Source organism: Shinella sp. M27 (assembly GCF_049199905.1).
Taxonomy (GTDB): Bacteria; Pseudomonadota; Alphaproteobacteria; order Rhizobiales; family Rhizobiaceae; genus Shinella.
The window spans coordinates 92,976-118,708 of sequence record NZ_JBLZPK010000008.1 but is presented as its reverse complement, the minus strand read 5'-3'; the positions used below and the strand labels follow the sequence as shown (position 1 = coordinate 118,708).

Below are 25,733 nucleotides of genomic sequence, written 5' to 3'. Positions count from 1 at the left end.
GACGCTCCAGCGCTGCGCGCTATCGAGCCAGATATGCGCGACCGGGACCAGGGATGTCGTGTCGTCAAGTGTTCCAGGCTTGATGCTTATCATGTCCGGACGGCTTTCCTGACGATGGAAGAGGCGCGTGCCGCATTCGGGGCAAAAATCACAGTGCATGCGCTGGCCGGTCGGTGTTTCCCGCGTCCAGGACGCGAGTTGGCCGGAGCGCAGCGTCATTTCCGGGTGCTGTATCCACAGTGCCATGCCGAACGCGCTGCCGGATTGCTTCTGGCATTCGTGGCAATGGCAGGCGAACAGCGACAACGATTTGCCTCTGATGTGATAGCGGCAATGCCCGCATTGGCAGCTACCTTCGAACAGTTCAGTCATTGGAAATTTCCTTCAGCCTGCCGCTTGCAGGATTTGTAGCCCGATCTGTCGACCTGATCAGCTTCGACGGTGTCCTGTCTCGCCCAGCGACCGCACCAGATTTGCCGCCGCTTCGCCGGCACTCTCCATGTAGCTCGCATCACGGTGCAGCAGCACGACCGAAAAGGCGCCGTCGAGCAGGAGGATGAGCTGCCGGGCCGTTTGGCGGGCGGGCTCGGATTGGCCTGACGGGTCGAGGATCGCGCAGAACCAGTCCTCGACCCGCTTCTTGTGCAGCCTGCCGGCCAGAATGGCGGGATGGCCGGGCAGGTTGATTAGCTCGACCGACGTGCGCAGAAAGCCGCAGCCCTTCCATTTCGGATGCCGCGCGGCCTGGGCGAGCTTTGCGAAAAGCCTCCTTATCTTGTCGGCAACTGTACCCTCGCTTGCGTCGAACCATTGCTGGAACAGGGCCAGGTTCGGTTGGTCGCGCGCTTCGAGATGCGCGGCGATCAGGTCGTCCTTGCTGCGGAAGTGATAGTAGAGCGTGCGCTTCGTCACGCCCGTCCGTTCGGCGACGGCATCCATGCTGACGGCGCGGATACCTTCCTGGTGAAACAGTTTCCCAGCGGCAAGCACGATGCGGTCGCGGGTTGGAAGTTCGGCTTTGCTCATGATGCAATGTATACCGACCAGTGAATATACACAATGTGGAGGTGGCCGTATCGTCGCGGCATGATCGATGAAGTCGCCAGACCACGAGAAAGCTTCCCGAAGCCCGTTGCGATTGCGTGTCGCGATGGCCTTCTACTGCGCGGGCACCTTTGGGAAAGCGCGTTGCGGGGCGCGGCGGCAAAGGTTGTCATCAATCCGGCAACGGGCGTGACGGCGCGCTTCTATCACCGCTATGCGCGCTTTCTCGCCGAACGCGGTTTCGACGTTCTGACCTATGATTACCGGGGGATCGGCCTGTCGCGACCTAAGACCCTGCGCGGCTGCGGCTATCGCTGGCGCGACTGGGGCGAGCTCGATTTCGATGCTGCGGTCCGCTTTCTGGCCGGTTGCGGCGATGGTCCGCTTCTGGTGGTCGGCCACAGCATCGGCGGGTTTTTGCCGGGACTGGCGGAAAGCGGCGTGCGCGTTACGCGGATGCTGACGGTCGGCGCGCAATTCGCCTGGTGGGGCGACTACGCGCGGTCGCAGCGCTTGAAGCTCTTCCTGAAATGGCATCTTGCCATGCCGCTCCTGACGGCGCTCTGCGGCTATTTTCCCGGCCGGCGCCTTGGATGGCTGGAAGATCTGCCGGCTGATGTGGCCAACGAATGGAGTTTTCGCGGGCCGCGTTTCGAGCGCAGCCACCCGCGTGCGGATCGGGAGGTCGTCACGGCAAGGATGGGGGTGTTCGGCGCATCGATCCTTGCGGTGACGGTGTCCGATGACGAGCTAGGGACGCTTGCCGCCGCACGCCGCACGCTGCGCTATTATGCCGGTGCCGAACGAACGCTCGTCCATCTGTTGCCGGCCGATTGCGGGCGCGACGCCATCGGCCATTTCAACCTGTTTCACGACATGCACGCGTCGGGCTTCTGGTTGGACACGATCCTCTGGCTGCGTGATGGCATCAATCCCTGGCCGAATCGGATGGCGGATCTGGAAGCGTCGCTCGTGCCGGATTCTTCTTCCCTACCATCGGCAAGGATCCTCGGCCGGCCCTACTACTAAGCGCCCGCGCCCGGCTAAAGCAGTCTGAGATTGGCGAGCCGCGCGATGGCCTGCGTGCGGTTCCTTGCGCCGAGTTTTCGACGGGCCTTGTCGATGTGGAAGCGCACGGTCGTCTCGGTGATGCCGAGCAGATCTGCGATCTCCTGGTCGCGCCGGCCATCGGCGAGAAAGGAGAGGCAATCCCGCTCGCGGTCGCTGAGGGCGGGGATATCATCCTCGAGCCCGCCGGAGAATTCCATCAGCCGTTCCGTCAGGATCAGGCCGGCCATCTGCACTGCCCGCGCCGTATCGGCATCGATCCGGCGCTCGCCGAAGCCGAGATGCAATGAGGTGATCACGCCCCTGCCGCCATAGGAGGTGGCACAGAGCGCATCGGCGATATCGGCCTCGCCAAGTGCCTCCCAGTAGGCGCCATAGGCGGGGTCGCCATGCCGGGCGAAATCGGAAAAGCGGTAGCGGGTGCGGTTCTCGCGGATGGCCGACAAGAGCGGCTACGGCAACCGGTACGACAACAGCCTCTCCGGCAACAACGGCAACAACTATATCGAGGGCCGCGCCTGCAACGACACGATCTTCAGCATAGACGGTAATGACCTGCTGCATGGCGGCGACGGCAATGACGGCATCGGCGCGGACAAGATCGAAGGCTGTGCGGGCATCGACGCCCTGCATTGCGACGCGGGCAACGACACGCTGGTCGGCGGCGCGCTTGGCGACAGCCTCTGGGGCGGCACCGGTGCCGACACGTTCAAGTTCAAGTCGACCTCCGACAGCACGACCAGCGGATGGGACACGGTCAAGGACTTCGAGCGCGGACTCGACAAGATCGATCTGCCCGCAATCGATGCCGACCTCACCGCCGCGGGTAACAACGCCTTCAGCTTCATCAGCGCCAAACCGGTAGATGCGTCCGCCGGCGCCCTGTGGGCAACCAAGGCAGGCGGCAACACGACCGTCTTCGGCGACCTCAACGGGGACGGCACAGCGGATTTTGCAGCAGCAGCCGTAACCTCGATTGCGACACCGGCGCTCTTGTCCGGAAAAGCGCTGTAGTAGAAGATACCGCGTCACCACTCGCCGGACTGGATGAGTTCTTGGAAGCCACCTCACGCTGTGCAGGAAAGGAATCTGGAGATGACGCTTGTGCCCACTCACGCGCTCACGCAATTCGGGGACGCTGGTTCCCTCACGCGAATTGCCATCATCGGCCGTGGATTTACCGGCCTCATGACCGCGATTGCGCTGTTGAAGGCCTTCCATCATCCGTTCCATCTCGTGATGTTCGATCCGTTCCCGAAGATCGACGGCGGTGAGGGCATTGGCCGTCCGGCCTCGCCGCTTCTCAACAGCCGCGTGCGGGATCTTTCGGTCAATCCGTTGGTCCGGGATGATTTTCGCCGATGGTTGGAGGAAAGTGACAATTGGCGCGGCCTTGAACGGTCGGGATCCGGAAATGTCGATCATGCCTTCGTTCCCGGCGAGGTCTTCAGCGCCTACGCCTATCAGCGCTTTTCCGAGGCGCTGCGCGGACGGACCGATGTGCTGGTTCAGGTGCGTTCCGAAAGCGTGACGGCGATCGGGCGAGGTGAGACGGGTGGCCTCTCTGTTCGTTCCGGTGATGGAGACCCGACGCGCTTCGACGCGGTCTTCCTGGCGACAGGATACGGCCTGCGGGACGGCACCGAGAGGAATTCGGGGCTTACCGCTGCGAAGGAGGTGCAGGTCATCGGCGGCGGTGTTCACGCGGTCGATCGTGCCCTGCGTTTGCTGGCGGCCGGGGAGGCATCCCATGTGACGCTGATATCCGCATCCGGCTTTTTGCCGCAGCCGCATGCGCCATCGGCCGTGGGGGCTGTCTCACCGGATCGTCCATTTCCGAACACGCTTCGCGGCGCATTTCGGCATCTGCGCGAGGCTGCCAATAGGGCGGCGCTCGAAGGGACTGGCTGGCAAGGCATCATGAATGATTTCCGCTTGCGTGCGCGCGAACTCTGGCAGGGCCTGACACCGGACGAGCGGCGGCGGTTCAAGCGTCATGTCAAGCCGATCTATGACAGCCACCGCAATCGCCTTCCGCTCGGTCACTATGAACGTTTGCGTCGAGCCATAACGAGCGGCGCCATCGCCGTGCGCAAGGGCAAGGTCGAGCGCATTGCTACGAATGGCGTGTTGCTGTCAGGCCCTGGAGGTTTGCAGGTCCTGCAGGCGGATCGCACGATCGACTGCCGCGTTCGCCCCGTGGACATCGATTCCCCCTTGTTCCGCTCGCTGCTGTCGGCGCAGCTTGCAAGGCGCGATGAACTCGACCTCGGCATCACCGTCGATAGCGACGGGCGGACGACTACCGATACGGGCTTGTTCGAGGGCCTGTTCGCGATGGGGCCTGTTGGCCTTGGAAGTCTGCCCGATATCGATCTTGTCCCGGAGATCGTTGTCCAAGCCCATGCCGCGGCCAAGGCGCTCAAGACCTGGCTTGCCCAAACTGGCAGCACGGCGGGAGATCGCCGCACACACTGAAGACATTTCTGTCGGCGGTGCGGTGAAAGGCAAAAAATGCACCCTTGTCGAGGCCGCGCGAACAGGAAACAGACACTTCCCCTCTCACCGAAGAGGCACCGGCGGGGAGGCGGATGTCATGTTTGCCACGCAGATCATCGGAAAGGGCAGTGCGCATCTCGAGTAGCGGAATCAGCGTTTTACCTCTCCATTGATGGCCTCATGTTTGTTATGGTGAAGGGCAGGGATGACGCGTGCGAATGCGCTGCCATCCTGCGTCCCGTCATGGAGCCGAGTTTGCATGCTTGATCTCGACTCCTATCTGCTCAGGGCGTTCCTGGCGGTCGCCGAAATCGGAACCGTCAGCGGGGCGGCCGTGACGCTCAACCGGACACAGGTCGCCGTCAGCATGAAGCTTCGCAAGCTGGAAGATCTCGTCGGCGTCAGGCTGTTCGTGCGCTCTTCAAAAGGACTTTCGCTGACGGCACAGGGCCAGATCATGCTCCCCTATGCCCGCGAGATCGTCACGCTTGCCGACGAGGTCGGCAAAAGGCTGAGTGGCAAGACGATCCGGGACCGTGTCCGCCTTGGCGTCGTCGAGGATTTCGCAGCCGGTTACCTCATTGAAATCCTGCGCAATTTCCGGGATCAGAATCCCGATATCGAAATCGATATCATCATCGAGCCGAACCGGCAGCTTGCCACGCTTTTCAACGATGGCGTCATTGATCTCGCGGTCTGTGACGTCGGCTGCCTGTCGCGCAAGCCGACCCTTTTTTGAAAAATAACAAAAACGCCGGGCGCCTTTGAGAGCCGATCAGCATGATCTTACTGCCGAAATCACGCTGCGCCTAATCGGTCGGCGTTTTGGCGACGGCCTCTACACTCACGGCCGAAGGTCCTTCCTGTGAGGTAAAGAGGGCCATGCTCAGGATTGAGCCGAAGATGACGATGAAGGTCGCGAGCAAGCACATGCCGATGAGGTTTGTTCGCATAGATCAATCTCACTGTGAAAGAATCGCGCCATGCCTGGTGACGCAAGATATAACCGGCGTAGAGCTGACAAATAACCAATAGATCGCCTGATTGTTCCACCCTTGATTTGCGCGATTTCTGCATTCCTGCCGCGTAACTTGCTTTCATCATGACCGGAACATTGCCTCACATGGGGTGTTCTTAGAGCATGCGGACTTGACCGCGCCAAAGAGGAGATTTCCATGTTTACGAAATTCACCACGCTTGCTGCTGCCGCCACGCTTATCGGTTTCTCTGCCTTTGCCCAGACCAGCAGCGGCGAGACCGCGTCGGATACGACCAATGCCGGCGATCAGGCGCAGATGATGCAGATGGACGAAGCGACGGGCAACGTCTTCTACAGCGACATGAAGGCCCGCACGTTGCGCCCCGAAGCGGAATGGTCGAAGAACTGGGCGGGTTTGAGCGACGAGCAGCGCGCCAAGATGAAGTCGGATTGCTCGACGAACGGCGCCACGGCCCGTAGCGAAGGCGATACCCGCGTGTGCGAATGGGCTGGCAACAACTGAGCCAGCGTCATGAAATGATGTAAAAGGCCCCGCTAAGCGGGGCCTTTCTATGTGGATGCAACAGCACACGATTTTCGGCTGGAAGGATTTGTCGCGGTGACAATGTGGTTGATCGCCTTCAAGCTATCGGGCGGTCTATGATGGGCGAGAGGAGAACAGGATGACGCTTTTCAGTGGCCTCTCGGCCTTTTCCATCACCCCGACGGATGCGGCGGGTCATGTCGATACCGCGACGCTTGGCCGTCTGCTCGACCGCATCGCGCGCGCCGGTGCCGATTCCATCGGCCTGCTCGGCAGCACGGGCGGCTATGCCTTTCTCTCGCGCGACGAGCGGCGGCGTGCGGTGGATGCGGCGATGGAAAGTGTCGGCGGCAGGATTCCCGTTATCGTCGGTGTCGGCGCCTTGCGCACCGACGAGGCCGAAGCGCTTGCCCGCGATGCGAAGGCGGCGGGTGCGGACGGCCTGCTGCTCGCGCCGATGTCCTATACGCCGCTGACCGAAGAGGAAGTCTTTCAGCATATGGCAAGTGTTGCGGCGGCGGGCGACCTGCCGCTCTGCATCTACAACAATCCGGGCACGACGCGCTTCGTCTTCAGCGACGGTCTCATCGCGCGGCTCGCCGCGCTTCCCGGCATCGATGCCATCAAGATGCCGCTGCCCACCGACGGCGATTTTCGCCGTGAGCTTGCCCGGCTCAGCGCTTTGACACCCGAAGGTTTTTCCATCGGCTATAGCGGTGACTGGGGTGCAGGCCAATCGCTGCTGTCGGGTGGTGACGCCTGGTACAGTGTGGCCGGCGGGCTCCTGCCTGCTGAAGCGCTCGCCCTGACCCGCGCCGCCATGGCCGGCGACCTGGCGGAAGCCGAACGGATCGATGCGCGTTTTGAACCGCTCTGGGCGCTGTTCAAGCAGTTCGGCAGCTTCCGTGTGATGTATGCCATCGCGGAGTTGCTCGACCTCTGCCGGGTCCTCCCGCCGCGACCGGTCCTGCCGCTCGGCGCCGCAGATCGTCTCCGGGTGAAGGCCGCGCTGGAAAGCCTGCAATAATGTCCGTCGCCGGATTGCGCATCCCGGCTTGAGATGTTCTTCCCGCCCGGTCTAAGCTCCTCTCCTGAAATGCGAAAATGCAGAGGAGAGGATGATGCCGCACGTCATATTGAAAATGCTCGAGGGGCAGAGCGAAGAGCAGAAGCAGGCGCTTGCCGAAGCCCTCACCAGAGCGGTGACGACGACGCTCGGCTGCGGCGAGGATCTCGTCTCGGTCGGGATCGAGGATTTCAAGGACGAGGAATGGATGGTGAAGGTCTATGGACCTGACATCCGGGAGCGCTCCGGCACGATCTACAGAATGCCGGGTTACGGTCCGGAAGAATGACCCGCCGCCCCAATGCGCTTGGCAATTGCGGATTCCCGTCGCGTGGGGGCTTGCTCCCGGCCTGCGGGAGTGGTTCGAATAGCGTCCACTCTTTTAACGAAGGGTCGGAATTTCATTTTGGGAGAAGCCTGCAAGAAAGCGGGCAAAAAGGGAGTTGAAACATGAGAAAAATTCTGATCCTCGGCACGGCGCTTGGCCTGCTCATGGGCACTGCCGCGCGGGCTGAAGACATCACCTTCGCCGTCGCCGGCCCGCTCACCGGTCCGCTCGCGACGATCGGCGACCAGTTCAAGCAGGGTGCGCAGGCCGCAGCCGACGCCATTAACGCCAAGGGCGGCGTGATGGGCAAACAGATCAAGCTGCAGTTCGAAGACGACCAGTGCGATCCCAAGCAGGCCGTTTCGGTCGCCAACCGCATTGCTGCGGCCGGCATCAAGTTCGTCGATGGCCATGCCTGCTCGGGTTCGAGCATCCCGGCCTCGGCTGTCTATGCTGAAAACGGCACGCTGATGATGAGCCCGGCGTCGTCGAACCCGGTCATGACGGACGATGCCGCTGCCAAGGGCTGGACGAACATCATGCGCCTTTACACGCGCGACGATGCGCAGGGCGCCTTCATCGGTCCGTGGATCGCCAAGCAATATGCCGGCAAGAATGTTGCCGTGCTGCATGACAAGACGGCCTATGGCCAGGGCGTTGCGGATGCCGTGCGCGCCACGATGAACGCCAACGGTCTCAAGGAAGTGCTGGCCGAAGGCATCAATGCCGGCGAGAAGGACTATAATGCGCTCGTCACCAAGCTGAAGGACGCCAAGGTCGATGTCGTCTATTTTGGCGGCTATCACCCGGAAGCCGGCCTCATCCTGCGCCAAGCGGCCGAACAGGCCTACAAGTTCCAGCTGATCATGCCCGATTCCATCGCCTCGCCGGAATTCTGGCAGGTGGCCGGTCCGGCCGGCGAAGGCACGATGTTCGTCTTCCCGTCCGATCCGCAGGCAAAGCCAGAGGCGAAAGAAGCCGTCGCGAAGATCCAGGCGGGCGGCTTCAAGCCGGAGGGCTTCACGCTCTTCTCCTACGCCGTGATCCAGGCCTTCGCCCAGGGCATCGAGCGTGCCGGCTCGGATGACCCGACCGAAGTCGCCAAGGCACTGAAGGACGGAAAGCCGATCGACACCGTCGTCGGCACCGTCACCTTCGACGAGAAGGGCGACCTGAAGGATGCCAGCTACGACATCAACCAGTGGAGCAACGGCAACTACGCGCCGATCGCGCAGTAAGGCCGCGCAAGCGGATCCAGGATTGAAAGGCCCGGCCCAGCGCCGGGCCTTTTCATGTCGGCGCTTCGATCCGATGGTGCGGCAAAGGTGTTTCGGTAACCATATCTTCAAGAGATCGTCGCACTGTCCTGCCCAGGAGATCGGGCATGGCGAAGAAGACGACGAGACGGAAAAAGACGACGGGTGCGAAGCGGGCGTCGCCGGCGGCGCGGCATGGCGGCATGGCGCATTGGTATGTGCTGGGCGCGGCCGTGATCGGCGGGATCGTCTATATGGATTATCGCGGGCCGGGACCGGAGCCTTCGGCGACAGGCATCCGCACGGCCTCCATCGAGCGTAAGGAAAAGAAGGCCGCGCACGAGACGGTGCAGGTCAAGCCGAAGCAGCGGCCGTCTCCGCTTGACGAGCAGGCGTTGCCGGCCGCCGAAAAGCTGCCGGCCTTCTCCGGGAAATGGTTCATCTGCACGACGCAGACCGACTATTGCGTGCTCGACGGCGGCACGATCCTTTATGCCGGCCAGAAGGTGCGGCTAGCCGATATCGATGCACCTTCCATTGCGGAGGCGAAATGCGATGCGGAACGCTCGCGCGGCGGGGATGCGAAGCTGCGCCTGCGGGAAATCCTGAGCGAGGGCGATGTTTCGCTGGTCGCGGCCAGGGGTGAGGGGCGGCATCTCGTGATGCGCGGCGGCCAGTCGATCGGCCAGCGGCTTGTTCAGGAGGGCTTTGCCCGGTCCTGGACGGGGCGCCATCAATCCTGGTGCGGCTGACATTCGTTGTTGCGAACGCTGTCTCTTTCCGGCACAAGCCATGCGCAAGCCTGCGTCGCTATGGTTTGCATCAACCGGGATGGTGCCGGCTGAAAAAGGACAATGATATGTCGAACGACCTCGAGCGCTACAGCGATCCTGACAATGCGACGGTCGCGCTTTTCCTCCTCGAAAACGATGCGGACGAACTGACGGACATTCTGGTGGCTGCACTGGATGAAGCCTTCCGCATTCTCGATGACCAGGCGTCGCCCGCGACCTTCCACTGATCGCCGAAACGAAGAGGGGCCCTTGAGGCCCCTCTCGCTTTTTGAGGATATCGTTCAGCCGGCGGCCACGACCTGACGCTGCGTGCCGAGACCCGCAATGGAGACTTCCATGCGGTCGCCGGGCTTCAGGTAACGCGGCGGCTTCATGCCCATGCCGACGCCGGGCGGCGTGCCCGTCGTGATGACATCGCCGGGCTCCAGCACCATGAACTGCGAGATGTAGTGAACGAGGAAGGGCACCTTGAAGACCATGGTGCTCGACGAACCGTTCTGCACCAATTCGCCGTTGACGCTCAGCGTCATGGCAAGATCTGCGGTGTCCACTTCGTCTTCCGTCACCAGCCAGGGGCCGATCGGGCCGAAGGTGGGGCAGCCCTTGCCCTTGGTCCACTGGCCGCCGCGCTCGATCTGGTAGGCACGCTCGGAAATGTCGTTGCAGACGCAGTAACCCGCGACATAGTTCAAGGCATCGGCCTCGGAGACATAGGACGCGCGCTCGCCGATGACCACGGCAAGCTCGACTTCCCAGTCGGTCTTTTCCGAGCCGCGCGGGATGAGGATCGTATCGTCGGGACCGCCGATGCAGGAGGGAGCCTTGTTGAACAGCACGGGCTCGGCCGGCACGGCCATGCCGCTTTCGGCGGCGTGGTCGGCATAGTTGAGGCCGACGGCGATGAAGTTGCCGACGCGGCCGATGCAGGCGCCGTAGCGGCTGCTTTCCGGTGCGAGCGGCAGGCTTGCCGGATCAAGGGCGCGCAGGCGCTCGCGGCCGGCGCGGCTCAGCACATCGCCGGAAATATCCGCGACGACGCCCGAGAGGTCGCGGATCCTGCCATCCGCGTCGATCAATCCGGGCTTCTCCGCGCCCGCCGCGCCAAAGCGCACCAGTTTCATGCTGTCCTCCATTCAAATGCCGGCCTGCGCGGCCGGGGCGACCGATTTCGGTTGCAGGCACCATCTATCCGGTTTTACATGGAGTCAACGATTTTCGAAAATGTGCACGACTTTATAAAATGAGGTGACATGGAGCAGAAGCGCACGAGCGGCCGCACGCTGGCGGGCGATGCCTATGAGGCTATCCGTCAGGCGATCGGTGCGGGGACCTTCAAGCCGGGTGATCGGCTGCGCTTTGCCGATCTTCAGGCGCTCTGCAACATGAGCGTGACCCCGGTGCGCGAGGCTTTGGCCCGATTGACGGCGGAAGGGTTCACGGTGCTCGACGATCACCGTGGCTACACCGTCGCACCGCTGTCGCTGGCGGAACTGCGCGATGTCACGGCGACGCGCCAGCTTTGCGAAGGCGAGGCGCTGCGGCTGTCGGTGCTGAACGGCGATGCGGACTGGGAGGCAAGGGTCGTTGCCGCACACCACCTGATGGTGCGCATCCCACAGGTGCGGGAGGATCTTCCCTCGGCCATGCGCGAGGACTGGGAGGCGCGGCATGCGGCCTTCCATGCAGCGCTGGTCTCGGCCTGCGGCTCGCCGATCCTTTTGGAATTCTGTGAGAAGCTGTTTTCGCGGGCGGACCGCTACCGGCGCCTGTCCGTCAGTTTGGACGGCGGAGCGCGGGATGTCGCCGGCGAACATCGCCGGCTGATGGAGCTTGCGCTGGCGCGCGATGCGGAAGGGGCGGCACGAGCCCTTCGCGAGCACTACGGCCAGACAGCCGCAGCGCTCGAAGGGTTCTTTTCTGCCTAACTCTACTTGGTGGCCACGACGGCCGGGGTGCCGATGGCCGAGCCGCCGCCGATGGCGACGTTCAGCGAGACATAGTCGCGGGCGAGCTGGCGGATCGCCGAAGCGAGCGACAGGCGGGCGGTTGCAACGTTGCGCTCGGCATCGAGAACGTCGAGAATGGTGCTGGCGCCGCCGCGATAGCTTTCGCGGGCGAGGTTCAGCGTCTGCTCGTAGGAATTCACGACCTTGCGCAGGGCGGCGACTGTCTGGCCGTCGCGGATGAGCGCGGTCTGGGCGTTTTCCACTTCCTCGACGGCATTCAGCACCGTCGACTTCCAGGTCAGGTACTGCTGCTCGGCTTCCGAGCGGGCAATCTTGACCTGCGCCTTGAGCGCGCCGCCGTTGAAGATCGGCAGCGAGAGCGTCGGGCCGAAGGACCAGCTCGTGATATTGGCGGTGGGCCTGAAGTTGCGCGTCGCGCCGATCGAACCGCCGAGCTCGATGCTCGGATAGAGATCGGCTTCCGCAACGCCGATCGATGCCGTCGCCGCCTGCAGGCGGCGTTCGGCCGCGCGGATATCCGGACGATTGCGGATGAGATCGGCCGGTATGCCAGTGCGCGTCGCGTAACGCGGCATCGGCTGCGAAGAGCCCTTAATCAGGCTGGAGGTGATCGTTGAAGCGGGGACGCCAAGCAGGGTAGCAATATGGTTTGCCGCCTGATGGAAGCCGGTTTCCAGCGCTGGCAAATCTGCGAGCGTCTGGTTGACGAGGCCTTCGGTCTGCAGCACGTCAAGGCTGGAGGCGGCGCCTGCTTCTTTGATCTCGTTGGTCAGCTTCAGGCTTTCACGGCGCGACTGGAGGTTCTTGCGCGAGAGCGCAAGCGCTTCCTGATAGTAGCGCGCGTTGATGTAGCTCGACACGAGGTCGGAGAAATAGGCGAGACGCGCGACGTTGACGTCGTCATAGGCGGCATCGAGCGACGCGTTGGCTGCTTCTTTCTGGCGGCGGTACTGGCCGAAGAAATCAAGCACCCACGACGCGCTGAGGCCGGCACTGATTGATCTCGTTTGAGAGTGGCTGCTCCCGCTGTCCTTGCCTTCTGCTGTGCCTTGAGCGGATGCACCCAGGCTCGGCAGCGAACCTGCGCCGGCAACGATGACGTTTGCCTCCGCGGCTTCGATGCGCTCGAGCGCCTGCAATACGGTCAGGTTTTCGCCCATGCCCTGATGGACGAGATCGTTGAGGCGCTTGTCGCGGAAGGATTCCCACCACGGATTGAGCGTCACATTGTCGGCGCTTGCAGATTTGCTCTCCGAGAACTTCGCGGGCAGCGCGGTTTCGGGCTTCTGATAGTCAGGGCCGACGACGCAGCCCGACAGAAGAAGCATGCTCAGAGGAAAAAGCGTCCTGGTGAAATTCATGGGTCTATCCTGCCGGCCGTCGCGGCCTACTAAACTTAACGGAACATATGTGCGATTCACTCTTTATTCATGTTTGGACCCCAGATCGAGTCCTTCGCAAAAAAAGAATGGTCCCACAGCGTTTTTTCCCCGCTTCCTTCTGTGGGTGTGGCCGCACGGCAACTGGGGCATTTGCTCGGTCGCTTTGAATTTGCTCGCCTTGCGAAAGCGGCTGATTTGCGACGCCCCGCCAGGTTGCGTCACGGTATTTCCCGGGAATGTCCGTCTTCGCGACATATTTTCCTGAAAAATGCTGCAAGCGCGAAGATTATTTTGCGATTCGAATTGTCACACAAATCCGGCAGCAATTTATTCCAAAATCCTGCGGATTCCATTGACATCGAGAGGAGACCCTATTATGTGTTGCAGCATCGCATGAGGGCCGCATGCGTTTTTGTTTCGGTCCATCCTGACGCATCCTTTTTCAGCGTCAGCGCCAACAAGAGGGAGTGTGACATGTATCATATCAACAGCATCGCCTCCGCGTGTGTGGCGTGCTCCTGTCGTGAAGCGATTACCGGGAAAACGTCGACGCTCCGTCGAATGTAATCTGAAATTCCCTCTTCGATTTTAGAGCAAATGAAAATTGGCTGTGCCTTTGGGTGCGGCAGGAGTTGTTATGCAAAAGCAGGTTATCGAAATCGGCGGAGAAGCCTTGGGCGTCGTCGTTCCAGATGAGGATCGGCTAAAGTTTGTGGCCGTCAAATATTCTGTATGGGATCTGGATTCCCAGCGTTTCTCATCGGCAGACGAGGTGCGCGCGGCGATTCGCCGGCTCCTCAACGACCCGTCCGCTGCCCAGCGGGCGATGAACCCGGCCAGTGTCGCGGCCTGAATCTGAATTTTCACGAAACGGCATCGTTTCATGCTTGAAGACAACGGGCCTTGCTTTGCGCAGGGCCCGTTTCTTTTTGTGAACAATCCATTCACCGGACGCCGGCTGGCGCGGGGTGCGGAATTTTGATTGGGTACCTCTCGAAAGGAGGTGCCCCATGCAGAGCGGCATCCATCACATCACCGGTATTACCCGGAAAATCCAGGCGAACGTCGATTTCTACGCAGGCTTCCTGGGCCTGAAACTCGTCAAGCGCACGGCCGGCTTCGAAGACGCCGATCAGCTCCACCTCTTCTATGGCGACGCGGCCGCCAGCCCCGGTTCGCTGGTCACCTTTCTGGCCTGGGAGGATGGTTCTCCCGGCCGGGTCGGTCTCGGCCAGCCCGCCGAGATCGCTTTCGCGATCCGGCCGGAGGCGATCGGCTTCTGGCTGACGCGTGCCTTGACGAAGAATGTCGTCATGACCGGTCCCACGCAGGAGTTCGGCGAACCCGTGCTTCGGCTGAAGGACCCGGATGGCATCATCGTCAAGCTGGTCGGCGAGGCCGGCGTGGAAGGTCCGGCGCCGCATGTCACGAAGGAGATCACGGCCGAGGATGCCATTCAACGCATCCGCGGTGCGACGATCTTTTCGGAAAAACCGGCGGAGACAGCAGCCTTCATCGGAAGTCATTTCGGCTTCCGCGCGGTTGCCGAGGCAAACGGTATCAAACGGCTTGCCGGTGATGCCGGCGATATCCTCGACATCCGCGATGCCAGTGGTTTCTGGACCTCGGCCCCCGGTACGGGGACGATCGACCATATCGCGCTGCGTGCACCGGACAGGGCGGCCGTCGAGGCCGTTGCCGGCCGGCTGGCGGCGGAGGATGCGGGTGACGTCAACATGCACGACCGCACCTACTTCTACTCGCTCTATGTGCGCGAACCCGGCGGCTCGCTTGTCGAATATGCGACCGACGGTCCCGGCATGAGGATCGACGAAACCCCGGAGACGCTGGGCACCACGCTCTTCGTCCCGAAACATTTCGGTGCCGATCCGGCGGATGTCCGGGCGCGCCTTCCGCAATTTTCCTTGCCAGGAGAAGAAAGAATGACCGAACGAGACCTGCCTTTTATCCACCGGGTGCATCGCCCGGAAACCCCCGACGGCACCGCGATCGTGCTGCTGCACGGCACGGGCGGCAACGAGACGAGCCTTCTGCCTTTTGGCACGCGGTTGGCCCCGGACGCGGTGCTGCTCAGCCCCCGCGGCCGCAGCGCGGATGAGGGTTACCCGCGCTTCTTCCGCCGAATCACAGCAACGACCTTCGACCAGAAGGACATTGTCAGTGAGGCGGAAGCCTTTGCGGCCTTCATGGAAGGGGCAAATGCCGCCTACGGGCTCGATCCGGCAAAAACGCTGTTCGTCGGCTATTCCAACGGCGCGAACATGATCGGTGCCGTCATGCTGCTGCATCCCGGCATCATCCGCAATGCGGTGCTGCTGCGCGGCATGAATGTCTTGGAACAGGCACCGGCGGCCGATCTCTCGGGCGTCAACGTGCTGATGGTCTCGGGCCAGTCGGACCCCTATGGGCGCTTTGCCGGTGAGTTGGAGGCGCTGCTAAAGACATCGGGCGCAACGGTCGAAAGCAAGCTGCTGGCTGCCGGTCACGATATCGGCACGGCCGATCTCGAACTGGCCAAGGCCTACAAGGAGCGCATCATAGGCTGAGGCCGGTGATGGCAAAAGAAAAGGAGGGCACACCGCAAGGTGCGCCCTCCTTTTGTATCATCGAATTATCGTGTGTAGTGCGCGACGAAGGCGGCGAAGCCGGAAACGAAATCGCGCAGCTTCTTCTCTGTGGCCTCATCAACGATCTTGCCATCGGCGATGACAGACCCGGCGCGCGAAACCATCAGCTTGGCGCCGAACCACGGCACCGTGCCGAGCGTGCGCATGATCGGCAGCCAGGCTTCCTGCGAAAGCAGCGTGCCGAAATTGCCCGGCGAAGCGCCGGTGATGGCGAAGGGCTTGTTGCCGAAGACGCGAGGTATGTCGGAGGAGGGGCGGCTCATCCAGTCGATGGCGTTCTTGAAAACACCGGGAATGCCGTTGTTGTATTCCGGCGTGAAGAGAATGACGCCGTCGGCATCGGCGACGAGATCCTTCAGGCGCGTCACGGCATCCGGAATGCCCTCGACGGCTTCCACGTCGCCGTCATAGAGCGGAATGCCGTGAATCGAGCCTTCGACGAGCTCGACGCCTTCGGGCGCCATCGTCAGCGCGGCGCGCAGAAGAGCGGTGTTGAAGGAGCCCTTGCGCAGGCTGCCCGAGATAAGGACCAGTTTCGTCATGTCGTTTCTCCGTTTTCAGACATCAAAAACCCCGGCGGACGGTTTGTCACGCCGGGGTTTTCGGTGAGAGTTTAAGCGAGCGGCTTCAGCCTGGCCTCGATCTGCGCCCGGCGCGGCTCGAGGAAGGGCGGCAGCGACAGGCTTTCGCCGAGCGTCTGCATCGGCTCGTCCACCGCAAAGCCGGGACCATCGGTGGCGATCTCGAACAGGATGCCGTTCGGCTCGCGGAAATAGAGCGAGCGGAAGTAGAAGCGCTCGACCTCGCCGCTGGAGGGCAGGCGGAAGCCGCGCAGACGCTCCGTCCAGGCCTGCAGCGCCTCGACATCCGGTGCACGGAAGGCGACGTGGTGCACGGCGCCGGCGCCCTGATGGGCGGCCGGCAGGTTCGGCTCGACGGCGACATGCAGCTCGGCGGCCGGACCGCCTTCGCCCATCGAGAAGACATGAACCTCGCTTTCGCCATCCGGGTTCGGATAGGTCGAGGTCTGCGTCATGTTCATCACATGGACGAGCACTGTCTCCGTGTTGCGGATGTCGGGCACGCTGAGCGTGATCGGGCCGAGGCCCTTGATCTGGTGTTCGGCCGGAACCGGGCTCCTGTCCCAGGGATTGGAGGGCGCGCCGGCATTATCGACCGTCAGGCGGAAGCGCTGGCCTTCGCCATCCTCGAAATCGAGCGTGGCGCGGCCGCCGATCTCTCTGATGTCGCCGGCTTTGACTTTCTCTTCGGCAAAGCGGGCCTTCCACCATTCGAGCGTGGCAACGGTGGCGACGCGCAGGCCGGTACGCGAAACGCTGTGCGTGCCGCGCCGCTCATGGCCGACCGGCCAGTCGAAGAAGGTGAGGTCCGAGCCGGGCGAGGCGAGCCCGTCGGCATAGAAGAGATGGTAGGCGCTGGTATCGTCCTGGTTGACGGTCTTCTTGACGAGGCGCAGGCCGAGTGTCTGCGTATAGAAGCGCAGGTTCTCCGCCGCATTCGCGGTGATCGCGGTCAGATGATGGATGCCGGTAAGCTGAAGGGTCATGGCAAACTCCTCTCCGGAAGCGTCCGGGATGTTCGTGCGGTCCCGCCGTCGGGGCCGTCTGTTGAAGCGAATATCGCCCCTGGACCGCGCTGCCGGAAGACCGGGGGTGGCGAACGGATTGTTCACTTTTCCTGAACGGCGAGCGTGACCTGCCGAAGATCGTCTGCGCCTCGTGCCGTTCAGGCCTTCCGGCAACAGCGTTTTATCCACCCATTCTGTTCCAATATGCGATCATCCGAATTTTATCGTTTCATAAACCAGCTTGCGCTTACGCTGCCCGCCTGCGAAATGATTTCGTCCCTGTCTCGCCGTGCCGACGGCATGTTCCGCAATTTTCTTATTAATTGCCGGCGCGCTCCCCGCGCCCTTCAGGAGACGTTTCATGCTGCCCAAGACTGCGACTGCCCGAAACATGTTCGCCATTGTGGCGGCCGGTGTTGCCACGACCGTGGCGACGGCGGGCGTTTTGCTCTGGCTCTCCTACAATGCGGTGCAGGAGCGTTCGGTTTCCGAGATGGTCAATTCGGCACAGGCAAGCGCCGGCAAGGTGGAGACCACCTTCGCCGGAGTGAAGGCGTTGAGCTGGAACATGCGCTCCGTGCTCTTTGCGATGAAACAGGATGAGGCGCCCAGCCGCGAAAAGTTCAACGCGATGATGGACCGGCTGCTCACGGAAAACCCGATCGCCGTGGGCGTTTATACGGCATGGGAACCGAATGCCTTCGACGGCAAGGATGCCGACTACATCGGCAAGCCCGGTCACGACGCGAGCGGCCGCTATATCCCCTACACGATCCGGGCGAACGGCGGCACGACGATCGAAGCGCTGGTCGATTACGATAAGCCCGGTCCGGGCGACTATTACCAGGTGCCGAAGAATACCGGCAAGGATTACCTCTCCGAACCCTATCAGTACAATGTCGGCGGCAAGGACACGATGATGACGTCCTTCGTGGTGCCGCTGATGTTCGACGGCACCTTCAAGGGCATGGCCGGCACCGACATTGCGCTCGATGCGCTCGCGGTCGACATCGCCAAGCTGAAGCCGCTCGGGGAAGGCTATGTCGCGTTGTTGAGCGCCGGCGGCAGTGTCATCAGCCATCCGGACAAGGCAGCGCTCGGCAAGCCGCTGAAGGATTCCGGCCTTGATGCGACGGCCTGGCAGCAGCTGATCGACAATCCGGGCAAAGCTTTCGAGCTGACGGACGCGAGCGGAATCGCCTCCATGGCGGTTGCCGTTCCGGTTAATGTGAACCCTGGATCGATCTGGTTCGCCGTCGTCTCGGTGCCGAAATCCGTTCTGTTCGCTAGCCTTTCGACGCTGGCCATCACCTCGATCATCGTTATAGCCATCGCTACCGGCCTGATGATCGTCGTCGGCTGGCTGCTCGCCACGCGCTTCCGCAAGCGCCTCGCCACAGTCATCTCCGCTACGAGCGAGATTGCCCGCGGCCGTACGGATGTCGATCTGTCGGAATCCGAGCGTCAGGACGAAATCGGCGAAATGGCCCGTTCGCTGGCCGTGCTGCGTGATGCGACGCTGGCCAAGATCCGCCTCGAGGGCGAGGCCGAGCAGAACCGCGCGCTCTCGGAAGATGAGCGCCGCCAGCGGGCCGAACAGGCGGCCGAACAGGAGCGCCAGACGCGCCATGCCGTCGAGGCGCTGGCCGATGGTCTTCAGCGGTTGGCAGACGGCGACATGACCCACCGCATCGACACTGCCTTTGCCGGCTCGCTCGACGAGGTGCGCCACGATTTCAACGCCTCCGTTGAGAAGCTCCAGGCAGCGCTTCGTTCGGTCGGCGGCAATGCCAATGCCATTCAGGCAGGCTCGGCGGAAATCCGCTCGGCCTCCGACGATCTTGCCAAGCGTACCGAGCAGCAGGCGGCTTCCGTCGAGGAGACGGCGGCGGCTTTGGAGGAGATCACCACCTCGCTCAAGGACGCTACCAAGCGGGCGGAAGATGCCGGCCAGCTGGTCGAGCGCACCCGCATGGGCGCCGAGAAATCGGGCGAGGTCGTGCGCCGTGCCGTCACGGCGATGAGCGGCATCGAGACCTCCTCGCGCGAAATCTCCAACATTATCGGCGTGATCGACGAGATCGCCTTCCAGACTAACCTGCTGGCACTCAATGCCGGTGTCGAAGCCGCGCGTGCCGGTGAAGCCGGCAAGGGCTTTGCGGTGGTCGCACAGGAAGTGCGCGAGCTTGCCCAGCGTTCGGCCAATGCCGCCAAGGAGATCAAGGCACTCATCACCAAATCCGGCGAGCAGGTCAATCTCGGCGTGACGCTGGTCGGCGAGACCGGCTCGGCGCTGTCGGAAATCGTCGATCAGGTACAGGAAATCGACCAGAACGTTGCTGCCATCGTGCGCTCTGCCCGTGAACAGTCGACGGGCCTGCATGAGATCAGCGCCGCGGTGAACTCGATCGACCAGGGCACGCAGAAGAATGCGGCGATGGTCGAGGAACAGACCGCGGCAAGCCATGCGCTCGCCACGGAGGCCTCGGCGCTCAACACGTTGCTGGCGCAGTTCCGCCTCGGAACGGGTGCCACCGCGTCGCGTCCGGTTGCGGCTTCGGCTGTCGAGCATCGTCCGGCACCATCCGGTGCCCGTGCGCTCGGCAGCAAGCTCACCCGCGCCTTCGGCGGCGGGCAGGCCGCAACGGCCAGCGCTGCCGCGGCACAGGACTGGGAAGAATTCTGAGATTTCCCCTGGGGCTGAGGGGGAAGGGCGGTCCGGTGACGGGCCGCCTTTTTCTTTTGCGGGAAAGCCGCGCAAATTTTGGGCTTTGCCCAGGAATTGCACAGGTTGCGATAGTCGCTTTGCGGCTTCGGTGATTTAGGGACATCTTTAGTAATATGAAATCACTTTTGAATCGGGATTTTCTCCGCTTGGCACGCTTCCTGCTTACTCTTTGACAGGTCCAGAGGGGACCGAAGAGAAGCGTCCAACGAATGATGCTCCGATAAGGCCGCCGGGCTGCACGCAAGGAACCAGCAAGGTTCCGGTGCAGCTGGCGGCTTTGTTGTTTGCGGCGCGGGATCACTCTCCGAGCTTTGCCTGTATGCTAGGCCGCTGAAAAATATGATTTATTATATTTCCCTATCACAGCGCCTTGCCGGTTGGCTTTTTTCCTGAACTTCGCCACACTCGGGCCCAGCTTGCGCAACGCCCGATGGTGTTGAGGCTTGCCAGTCTGATCTTCGCGATATAATGAGGACCCATATTAAATGGGGTTTCTGCAAAGCTGGAGATGACGATGACCCGATCGGGCAGAATGATGCTGGCGGCCCTTTTGCTGTCTGCCACCCCCATACCGGCGCTTGCCGACGGCATGGCGCGGCCGGTGCGTATCGCGCCGGTGCATTTCGAGGAACGCGAACAATCGGTCACCATCACGGGTGAGGTCGTCGCACGGGTGGAGACGGATCTCTCCTTCCGCGTAGGCGGCCGCATCACCGGCTGGTTCGTCGATGTCGGAAGTGCTGTAAAGGAAGGCCAGGTCCTTGCTCGGCTCGACCCCGAGGAACAAAAGGCGGATGTCGAAGCTGCGGAAGCCGGGGTGCGCGCGGCGGATGCGCAGCTCAAGCTGGCCCGTGCCAATTTCGACCGCCAGAAATCGCTTCTGAACGACGGCATCAGCACGCGGCGCGATTTCGACGACGCCGAAACGGCCTTGCGCACCGCCGAGAGCGCCCGCGAATCCGCCATCGCCCAGCGCGACACGGCCAAGGATGTGCTGTCCTATACGGAACTGCGCGCACCGACGGACGGCATCGTCACCGCCCGTCTTGCCGAGACGGGCCAGGTGGCCCAGGCGGCGCAGACCATGTTCACCATCGCCGATACCGGCCCGCGCGATGCGGTCTTCGATGTCTATGAGTCGCTGTTCTTCGCCCAGCCGGCCAAGGACGGCGTGATCGTCACCCTGCTCAGCGACGACAAGGTGCGCACGACGGGCAATGTGCGCGAGGTCTCGCCGACCATCGACACGCAGACCGGCACGGTGCGCGTGAAGATCGCCATGGACCGGACACCGCCGGAAATGACGCTTGGCGCGTCGGTCGTCGGCGTCGGCGCCCTTGCGCCGCGGCGTGTCGCCGTCGTGCCCTGGCAGGCGCTGTCGGGCGTCGCGAGCAAGCCGGCGCTGTGGATCGTCGACAAGGCGAAGAACACGGTCAGCCTCCGCCCCGTCCAGGTGCTGTCCTTCGAAACCGGCTCGGCGCTGGTTCTCGATGGTGTCGAGGAGGGCGAGACCTATGTCGCCGACGGCACCAAGTTGTTGCGCCCCGGCCAGACCGTGACCGCCCTTGAAGGAGCCGCCCCATGAGGACGCCTGTTCCACTCGTGCTTGCTCTTGCCGCCGCTCTGGCGCTGTCCGCCTGCAAGAAGGAAGAGGAGGCCGCCGCGCCGCCGCGGCCGGTGCTCTCCGTCGTCGTGACGCTGACTGCGCTGCCCGGCACGCGCTTTGCCGGCACGGTGCAGGCGAAGGTGCAGGCGGCGCTGGGCTCGCGTGTTGCCGGCCGGCTCGTGTCGCGCTCCGTGCATGTCGGCGATCTCGTGAAGAAGGGCGATGTGCTCGCCGTTCTGGACGCGACGGCCTATGAATTGGCGGTCCGCTCGGCGCGGGCGGAGCTTTCCAGCGCCGAGGCGACGCTTTCGAGCGCGGTGGCCAGTGAGGATCGGCAGAAGACGCTGCTGCAATCCAACGCCGCCGCGAAAGCTGCCGTCGAAAGCGCCGAGCAGTCGCGCGAGGCGGCCGATGCCGGCCTCATCCGCGCCCGCACGGCGCTGGTGAAGGCGGAGGAGCAACTGTCCTATACGCGCATCGAAGCGGAATTCGACGGCGTGGTCGTCGCGACGGGAGCCGAGGTCGGCCAGACCGTTTCGCCGGGCGAAGCCATCGTCACGGTCGCCCGCCCGGAAGAACGCGACGCCGTCGTCGATATTCCCGAGACGGCGGAAACCATCGCTGTCGGCAGCCGCTTCACGGTGTCGCTGCAGATCAATCCCGCCATCACCGTCAAGGGCACGGTGCGCGAGGTGGCACCCTCGGCCGATGCCGTGACACGCACACGCCGGGTGAAGATCGCCCTGGAAAACCCGCCGGATACGGTGCGGCTCGGCACGACGATCACGGCGGAACTGGAAGGGCCGAACCTGACGGCGATCATGGTGCCGGAAACAGCCGTGCTGGAAAAGGACGGCAAGCCGCATGTCTGGCTGGTCGATGCGGTCAAGGGCGAGGTGCATCTCGCCGCTATCGAGACGGGCGCCGTCGCCGGCCGTTCCGTGCCGGTGGCCAAGGGGCTGAAGGACGGCGACCGCGTCGTCACCGCCGGGGTGCACAGCCTCGAGGAAGGCCAGAAAGTGAAGATCGAAGACGAGGCAAGCCTATGAAGACGTTCAACCTTTCTGACTGGGCGCTCGAACACGCATCGCTCGTCTGGTACTTCATGATCGTCTTCGCGCTGCTCGGCTTCTTCACCTACCAGAATCTCGGCCGCGAAGAGGATCCGTCCTTCGTCATCAAGACCATGACGATCAGCGCCGCCTGGCCCGGCGCCTCCGTGGAGGAGACGACGCGGCAGGTGACCGAGCGCATCGAGCGCAAGCTGGAGGAGCTGGAATCTCTCGATTTCAGCCGCAGCGTCACGACGGCGGGCCAGACGCTGGTCTTCGTCAACCTGAAACCGACGACGCGCGCCCGCGACGTGCCCGGCACCTGGCTGACGGTACGCAACATGATCAACGATATCAGGGGGCAGTTCCCCTCCGGTGTCATCGGCCCCGCCTTCAACGACCGCTTCGGCGACGTCTTCGGCAATATCTACGCCTTCACCGCCGACGGCCTGACGCCGCGCCAGTTGCGCGACTATGTCGAGGACGCCCGTACCCGCATCCTCACCGTGCCGAATGTCGGCAAGGTCGATCTCGTTGGTGCACAGGACGAGGTGATCTATCTCGAATTCTCGACCCGCCAGCTTGCGGCGCTGGGGATCTCCACCCAGCAGGTCGTCTCGACCTTGCAGGCGCAGAACGCCATCGCGCCCTCCGGCGTGGTGCAGGCCGGCGGCGAGCGCGTCAGCGTGCGCGTCGGCGGGCAGTTCTCCTCCGAGGCGAGCCTGCGCGACGTCAATCTGCGCGTCAACAACCGCTTCTTCCGCCTGAGCGACATCGCCACCATCACCCGTGGTTACGAGGATCCGCCGTCCAGCCTCTTCCGCTTCAACGGCGAGACGGCGATCGGTCTTGCCATCGGCATGAAACAGGGCGCCAACCTGCTCGAATTCGGCGCGAAGGTGGAGAAGGAAATCGAAATCCTCTCCCATGACCTGCCCGTCGGCGTCGACGTGCACCTGGTTTCCGACCAGCCGAAGGTCGTCGAGGAGGCGGTGTCGGGCTTCACGCAGGCGCTGTTCGAGGCGGTCGCCATCGTTCTCATCGTCAGCTTCGTCAGCCTGGGCATCCGCGCCGGTCTCGTCGTGGCGCTCTCGATCCCGCTGACGCTCGCGATCACCTTCGTCTTCATGTATTACGACGGCATATCGTTGCAGCGCGTCTCGCTCGGCGCGCTGATCATCGCGCTCGGCCTGCTGGTCGACGACGCCATGATCGCCGTCGAAATGATGGTGGCGCGGCTGGAGGCGGGCGACACGCTGCGCAAGGCGGCGACCTATGTCTATACGTCCACCGCCTTCCCCATGCTGACCGGTACATTGGTAACAGTGGCGGGCTTCATCCCGATCGGACTCAACAGCAGCGCGGCCGGCGAATTCACCTTCAGCCTCTTCGTGGTCATCGCGATCTCGCTCGTCGTGTCCTGGGTCGTGGCGGTCATCTTCACGCCGCTGCTCGGCGTCACGATCCTGCCGAAGAGCATGAAGAACCATCATGAGCAGAAGGGCTGGTTCGGCCGCACCTTCGCGCGCATCCTCGATGTCTGCATGCGCTGGAAATGGACGACGATCGTTGCGACCGTGCTCATCTTCTTCGTCTCGGTCTTCGCCATGCGCTTCGTGCCGGAGCAGTTCTTCCCGTCGTCGGACCGTCCGGAACTCGTCATCGACTGGGCCTTGCCGCAGAACGCCTCGATTGCCGAGACCAATGCGCAGATCGCGAAGTTCGAAGAGGAAAAGCTGAAGGGCAATCCGGATATCGAGCGCTGGTCGTCCTATGTCGGGGAAGGGGCCGTGCGTTTCCTCCTGTCCTTCGACGTGCAGCCGCCGTCGCCGGCCTTCGGCCAGACGGTCATCGTCAGCAAGGATCTGGAGGCGCGTGACCGTCTGAGGGCCGATCTTCAGGACTATTTGCGCAAAACCTTCGTCGGCACGGATGCTCTGGTCAAGCTGCTCGATATCGGCCCGCCGGTAGGACGGCCGATCCAGTATCGCCTCAGCGGCCCCGATATCCAGGAGGTGCGCAGCCAGGCGCTGGCGTTCGGCGAATTGCTCGGCAGAAACAGCCGTCTCGGCGATATCGTATATGACTGGAACGAGCCGGCGCGCGTCGTGAAGGTCGATGTCCTCCAGGACAAGGCCCGCCAGCTCGGCGTGACCTCGCAGGATATCGCCTCGGCGCTGAACGGCGTCACCGGCGGCACCACCGTCACCCAGATCCGCGACGACGTCTATCTGATCGACGTCATCGGCCGGGCGCGGGCGGTGGAGCGCGAATCCATCGAGACCCTGCGTCAGCTCCAGCTGCCGACGGCAAACGGCACCTCCGTGCCGCTCGCCGCCGTCGCGAACTTCCGTTACGAAATGGAGCAGCCCGTCGTCTGGCGCCGCTCGCGCCAGCCCACCATCACCATCAAGGCGAGCATCACGGGCGGCGTGCAGCCGGCGACGATCGTCTCGGAGATGGACAAGGACGTCGCAAGCTTCCGCGACACACTGCCCGCCGGCTACCAGATCACGGTTGGAGGTTCGGTGGAGGAAAGCGCCAACAGCCAGGCGCCGATCATCGCGGTCGTGCCGCTGATGCTGTTTGCCATGGCCACCATCCTGATGCTGCAATTGCAGAGCTTTTCGCGGCTGTTCCTCGTCTTCGCCGTAGCGCCGCTCGCACTCATCGGGGTGGTCATCGCGTTGCTGGGGAGCGGCGCGCCGCTCGGCTTCGTGGCGATCCTCGGCGTGCTTGCGCTGATCGGCATCCTCATCCGCAACTCGGTCATCCTCGTCGTGCAGATCGAGGACCTGAAGCGGGAGGGCATGCATGCCTGGGATGCCGTGCGGGAAGCGACGGAACACCGCATGCGGCCGATCATGCTGACGGCGGCCGCGGCCAGCCTGGCACTCATCCCCATTTCGCGCGAAGTGTTCTGGGGGCCGATGGCCTACGCCATGATGGGCGGCATCATCGTCGGCACGGTGCTGACGCTACTCTTCCTGCCGGCGCTCTATATCGCCTGGTTCCGAATCAAGCCGGAAGAACGGCAGGAGCCCGTGGCTCAGCCGGAGCCGGTTGAAGCGACATAGTGCTCTCTCAATTTCGCCCATATCCCTCGAAAGGGTGAGGCAAGGCACGGTTCCGAAAAGGAGCCGTGCTTGCGCGCTGCTGATTCCTCTGGACAAGCCTGCGGCCA

Annotated in this window: 23 protein-coding genes and 1 pseudogene; 17 read left to right on the top strand and 7 right to left on the bottom strand. The window is 63.0% G+C overall.

Features of this window, described 5'->3' with window-relative positions:
* Nucleotides 1–372, bottom strand: a 372-nt coding sequence (locus ACOZK4_RS02790; protein WP_421590309.1) for a GFA family protein, incomplete at its 3' end; no start/stop codon positions are given.
* 57 nt (nt 373–429) lie between these two features.
* Nucleotides 430–1,026 (bottom strand): TetR/AcrR family transcriptional regulator, encoded by a 597-nt coding sequence (locus tag ACOZK4_RS02785; RefSeq protein ID WP_421590307.1) that lies wholly within the window; start codon nt 1,024–1,026, stop codon nt 430–432.
* Between the two features lie 60 nt (nt 1,027–1,086).
* Between ACOZK4_RS02785 and ACOZK4_RS02780 the strand changes: the two genes are divergently transcribed.
* On the top strand, nt 1,087–2,073 hold the full coding sequence (locus tag ACOZK4_RS02780; RefSeq protein ID WP_421590376.1) for an alpha/beta fold hydrolase: 987 nt from the start codon (nt 1,087–1,089) through the stop codon (nt 2,071–2,073).
* A 14-nt stretch (nt 2,074–2,087) separates the two neighbouring features.
* Here the strand turns inward: ACOZK4_RS02780 and ACOZK4_RS02775 are convergent, their stop codons facing one another.
* Nucleotides 2,088–2,558, bottom strand: coding sequence for a helix-turn-helix transcriptional regulator (locus ACOZK4_RS02775; RefSeq protein ID WP_421590305.1), 471 nt, complete (start codon nt 2,556–2,558; stop codon nt 2,088–2,090).
* On the opposite strand from ACOZK4_RS02775, the gene ACOZK4_RS02770 reads away from it, so the two are divergent.
* The 9 genes and pseudogenes from ACOZK4_RS02770 (at nt 2,548) to ACOZK4_RS02730 (ending at nt 9,805) form a co-directional block, all read left to right on the top strand.
* Complete coding sequence (locus ACOZK4_RS02770; protein ID WP_421590303.1) at nt 2,548–3,126, top strand: M10 family metallopeptidase C-terminal domain-containing protein; 579 nt, start codon at nt 2,548–2,550, stop codon at nt 3,124–3,126. The two genes, ACOZK4_RS02775 and ACOZK4_RS02770, sit on opposite strands and share 11 nt — an antisense overlap.
* Before the next feature lie 81 nt (nt 3,127–3,207).
* Complete coding sequence (locus tag ACOZK4_RS02765; protein ID WP_421590302.1) at nt 3,208–4,590, top strand: FAD/NAD(P)-binding protein; 1,383 nt, start codon at nt 3,208–3,210, stop codon at nt 4,588–4,590.
* A 280-nt stretch (nt 4,591–4,870) separates the two neighbouring features.
* Nucleotides 4,871–5,344: pseudogene (locus tag ACOZK4_RS02760) on the top strand (LysR family transcriptional regulator); the annotation flags it as partial.
* Nucleotides 5,345–5,786: 442 nt separating this feature from the next.
* On the top strand, nt 5,787–6,113 hold the full coding sequence (locus ACOZK4_RS02755; protein ID WP_421590301.1) for a hypothetical protein: 327 nt from the start codon (nt 5,787–5,789) through the stop codon (nt 6,111–6,113).
* Between the two features lie 160 nt (nt 6,114–6,273).
* Nucleotides 6,274–7,161, top strand: a complete 888-nt coding sequence (locus ACOZK4_RS02750; protein ID WP_421590300.1) for a dihydrodipicolinate synthase family protein — start codon at nt 6,274–6,276, stop codon at nt 7,159–7,161.
* 94 nt (nt 7,162–7,255) lie between these two features.
* Nucleotides 7,256–7,489 (top strand): tautomerase family protein, encoded by a 234-nt coding sequence (locus ACOZK4_RS02745; RefSeq protein WP_421590298.1) that lies wholly within the window; start codon nt 7,256–7,258, stop codon nt 7,487–7,489.
* A gap of 161 nt (nt 7,490–7,650) precedes the next feature.
* Entirely contained in the window at nt 7,651–8,766 is a 1,116-nt protein-coding gene (locus ACOZK4_RS02740) for an ABC transporter substrate-binding protein (RefSeq protein WP_313527587.1), read from the top strand.
* A 146-nt stretch (nt 8,767–8,912) separates the two neighbouring features.
* Nucleotides 8,913–9,536 carry a thermonuclease family protein gene (locus tag ACOZK4_RS02735; RefSeq protein ID WP_421590297.1) on the top strand — a complete coding sequence of 208 codons (624 nt, stop codon included), beginning with the start codon at nt 8,913–8,915 and terminating at the stop codon, nt 9,534–9,536.
* A 107-nt stretch (nt 9,537–9,643) separates the two neighbouring features.
* Nucleotides 9,644–9,805 (top strand): hypothetical protein, encoded by a 162-nt coding sequence (locus tag ACOZK4_RS02730; RefSeq protein WP_313527591.1) that lies wholly within the window; start codon nt 9,644–9,646, stop codon nt 9,803–9,805.
* A gap of 54 nt (nt 9,806–9,859) precedes the next feature.
* Here ACOZK4_RS02730 and ACOZK4_RS02725 read toward each other — a convergent pair whose 3' ends face one another.
* Nucleotides 9,860–10,699, bottom strand: coding sequence for a fumarylacetoacetate hydrolase family protein (locus tag ACOZK4_RS02725; protein ID WP_421590295.1), 840 nt, complete (start codon nt 10,697–10,699; stop codon nt 9,860–9,862).
* A gap of 129 nt (nt 10,700–10,828) precedes the next feature.
* On the opposite strand from ACOZK4_RS02725, the gene ACOZK4_RS02720 reads away from it, so the two are divergent.
* Complete coding sequence (locus ACOZK4_RS02720; RefSeq protein WP_421590293.1) at nt 10,829–11,503, top strand: GntR family transcriptional regulator; 675 nt, start codon at nt 10,829–10,831, stop codon at nt 11,501–11,503.
* A 2-nt stretch (nt 11,504–11,505) separates the two neighbouring features.
* Here the strand turns inward: ACOZK4_RS02720 and ACOZK4_RS02715 are convergent, their stop codons facing one another.
* Nucleotides 11,506–12,906, bottom strand: coding sequence for an efflux transporter outer membrane subunit (locus tag ACOZK4_RS02715; protein WP_421590291.1), 1,401 nt, complete (start codon nt 12,904–12,906; stop codon nt 11,506–11,508).
* A gap of 658 nt (nt 12,907–13,564) precedes the next feature.
* Here ACOZK4_RS02715 and ACOZK4_RS02710 point away from each other — a divergent pair.
* Both ACOZK4_RS02710 and ACOZK4_RS02705 read left to right on the top strand, forming a co-directional pair.
* Nucleotides 13,565–13,780 (top strand): hypothetical protein, encoded by a 216-nt coding sequence (locus ACOZK4_RS02710; protein WP_313527599.1) that lies wholly within the window; start codon nt 13,565–13,567, stop codon nt 13,778–13,780.
* 157 nt (nt 13,781–13,937) lie between these two features.
* Nucleotides 13,938–15,494: a VOC family protein gene (locus ACOZK4_RS02705; RefSeq protein WP_421590289.1), complete on the top strand. Its 1,557-nt coding sequence runs from the start codon at nt 13,938–13,940 to the stop codon at nt 15,492–15,494.
* A 65-nt stretch (nt 15,495–15,559) separates the two neighbouring features.
* Here ACOZK4_RS02705 and ACOZK4_RS02700 read toward each other — a convergent pair whose 3' ends face one another.
* Together ACOZK4_RS02700 and ACOZK4_RS02695 are read right to left on the bottom strand one after the other, a co-directional pair.
* Entirely contained in the window at nt 15,560–16,117 is a 558-nt protein-coding gene (locus tag ACOZK4_RS02700) for an NADPH-dependent FMN reductase (RefSeq protein WP_421590287.1), read from the bottom strand.
* Nucleotides 16,118–16,188: 71 nt separating this feature from the next.
* The gene (locus ACOZK4_RS02695; protein ID WP_421590285.1) at nt 16,189–17,142 is read right to left on the bottom strand and encodes a ring-cleaving dioxygenase; all 954 of its coding nucleotides are present in this window, start codon (nt 17,140–17,142) and stop codon (nt 16,189–16,191) included.
* Between the two features lie 382 nt (nt 17,143–17,524).
* On the opposite strand from ACOZK4_RS02695, the gene ACOZK4_RS02690 reads away from it, so the two are divergent.
* The 4 genes from ACOZK4_RS02690 to ACOZK4_RS02675 all read left to right on the top strand — a co-directional run bounded on the left by ACOZK4_RS02690 (nt 17,525) and on the right by ACOZK4_RS02675 (nt 25,626).
* Nucleotides 17,525–19,849, top strand: a complete 2,325-nt coding sequence (locus ACOZK4_RS02690; RefSeq protein WP_421590283.1) for a methyl-accepting chemotaxis protein — start codon at nt 17,525–17,527, stop codon at nt 19,847–19,849.
* A 556-nt stretch (nt 19,850–20,405) separates the two neighbouring features.
* Nucleotides 20,406–21,476 carry an efflux RND transporter periplasmic adaptor subunit gene (locus tag ACOZK4_RS02685; RefSeq protein WP_421590281.1) on the top strand — a complete coding sequence of 357 codons (1,071 nt, stop codon included), beginning with the start codon at nt 20,406–20,408 and terminating at the stop codon, nt 21,474–21,476.
* Nucleotides 21,473–22,546, top strand: a complete 1,074-nt coding sequence (locus ACOZK4_RS02680) for an efflux RND transporter periplasmic adaptor subunit (RefSeq protein ID WP_421590280.1) — start codon at nt 21,473–21,475, stop codon at nt 22,544–22,546. The genes ACOZK4_RS02685 and ACOZK4_RS02680 overlap by 4 nt, the downstream gene beginning before the upstream one ends.
* On the top strand, nt 22,543–25,626 hold the full coding sequence (locus ACOZK4_RS02675) for an efflux RND transporter permease subunit (protein ID WP_421590278.1): 3,084 nt from the start codon (nt 22,543–22,545) through the stop codon (nt 25,624–25,626). The genes ACOZK4_RS02680 and ACOZK4_RS02675 overlap by 4 nt, the downstream gene beginning before the upstream one ends.
* Nucleotides 25,627–25,733 lie beyond the last annotated feature (107 nt).

Bases quoted from the DNA above. Each gene is read 5' to 3' on its own strand.
- ACOZK4_RS02695 (WP_421590285.1), bottom strand. From the start codon at position 17,142: ATGACCCTTCAGCTTACCGGCATCCATCATCTGACCGCGATCACCGCG.
- ACOZK4_RS02705 (WP_421590289.1), top strand. From the start codon at position 13,938: ATGCAGAGCGGCATCCATCACATCACCGGTATTACCCGGAAAATCCAG.
- ACOZK4_RS02675 (WP_421590278.1), top strand. From the start codon at position 22,543: ATGAAGACGTTCAACCTTTCTGACTGGGCGCTCGAACACGCATCGCTC.
- ACOZK4_RS02715 (WP_421590291.1), bottom strand. From the start codon at position 12,906: ATGAATTTCACCAGGACGCTTTTTCCTCTGAGCATGCTTCTTCTGTCG.
- ACOZK4_RS02720 (WP_421590293.1), top strand. From the start codon at position 10,829: ATGGAGCAGAAGCGCACGAGCGGCCGCACGCTGGCGGGCGATGCCTAT.
- ACOZK4_RS02685 (WP_421590281.1), top strand. From the start codon at position 20,406: ATGACCCGATCGGGCAGAATGATGCTGGCGGCCCTTTTGCTGTCTGCC.
- ACOZK4_RS02740 (WP_313527587.1), top strand. From the start codon at position 7,651: ATGAGAAAAATTCTGATCCTCGGCACGGCGCTTGGCCTGCTCATGGGC.
- ACOZK4_RS02745 (WP_421590298.1), top strand. From the start codon at position 7,256: ATGCCGCACGTCATATTGAAAATGCTCGAGGGGCAGAGCGAAGAGCAG.
- ACOZK4_RS02765 (WP_421590302.1), top strand. From the start codon at position 3,208: ATGACGCTTGTGCCCACTCACGCGCTCACGCAATTCGGGGACGCTGGT.
- ACOZK4_RS02770 (WP_421590303.1), top strand. From the start codon at position 2,548: ATGGCCGACAAGAGCGGCTACGGCAACCGGTACGACAACAGCCTCTCC.
- ACOZK4_RS02690 (WP_421590283.1), top strand. From the start codon at position 17,525: ATGCTGCCCAAGACTGCGACTGCCCGAAACATGTTCGCCATTGTGGCG.
- ACOZK4_RS02735 (WP_421590297.1), top strand. From the start codon at position 8,913: ATGGCGAAGAAGACGACGAGACGGAAAAAGACGACGGGTGCGAAGCGG.
- ACOZK4_RS02725 (WP_421590295.1), bottom strand. From the start codon at position 10,699: ATGAAACTGGTGCGCTTTGGCGCGGCGGGCGCGGAGAAGCCCGGATTG.
- ACOZK4_RS02755 (WP_421590301.1), top strand. From the start codon at position 5,787: ATGTTTACGAAATTCACCACGCTTGCTGCTGCCGCCACGCTTATCGGT.
- ACOZK4_RS02680 (WP_421590280.1), top strand. From the start codon at position 21,473: ATGAGGACGCCTGTTCCACTCGTGCTTGCTCTTGCCGCCGCTCTGGCG.
- ACOZK4_RS02785 (WP_421590307.1), bottom strand. From the start codon at position 1,026: ATGAGCAAAGCCGAACTTCCAACCCGCGACCGCATCGTGCTTGCCGCT.
- ACOZK4_RS02750 (WP_421590300.1), top strand. From the start codon at position 6,274: ATGACGCTTTTCAGTGGCCTCTCGGCCTTTTCCATCACCCCGACGGAT.
- ACOZK4_RS02780 (WP_421590376.1), top strand. From the start codon at position 1,087: ATGATCGATGAAGTCGCCAGACCACGAGAAAGCTTCCCGAAGCCCGTT.
- ACOZK4_RS02730 (WP_313527591.1), top strand. From the start codon at position 9,644: ATGTCGAACGACCTCGAGCGCTACAGCGATCCTGACAATGCGACGGTC.
- ACOZK4_RS02710 (WP_313527599.1), top strand. From the start codon at position 13,565: ATGCAAAAGCAGGTTATCGAAATCGGCGGAGAAGCCTTGGGCGTCGTC.
- ACOZK4_RS02700 (WP_421590287.1), bottom strand. From the start codon at position 16,117: ATGACGAAACTGGTCCTTATCTCGGGCAGCCTGCGCAAGGGCTCCTTC.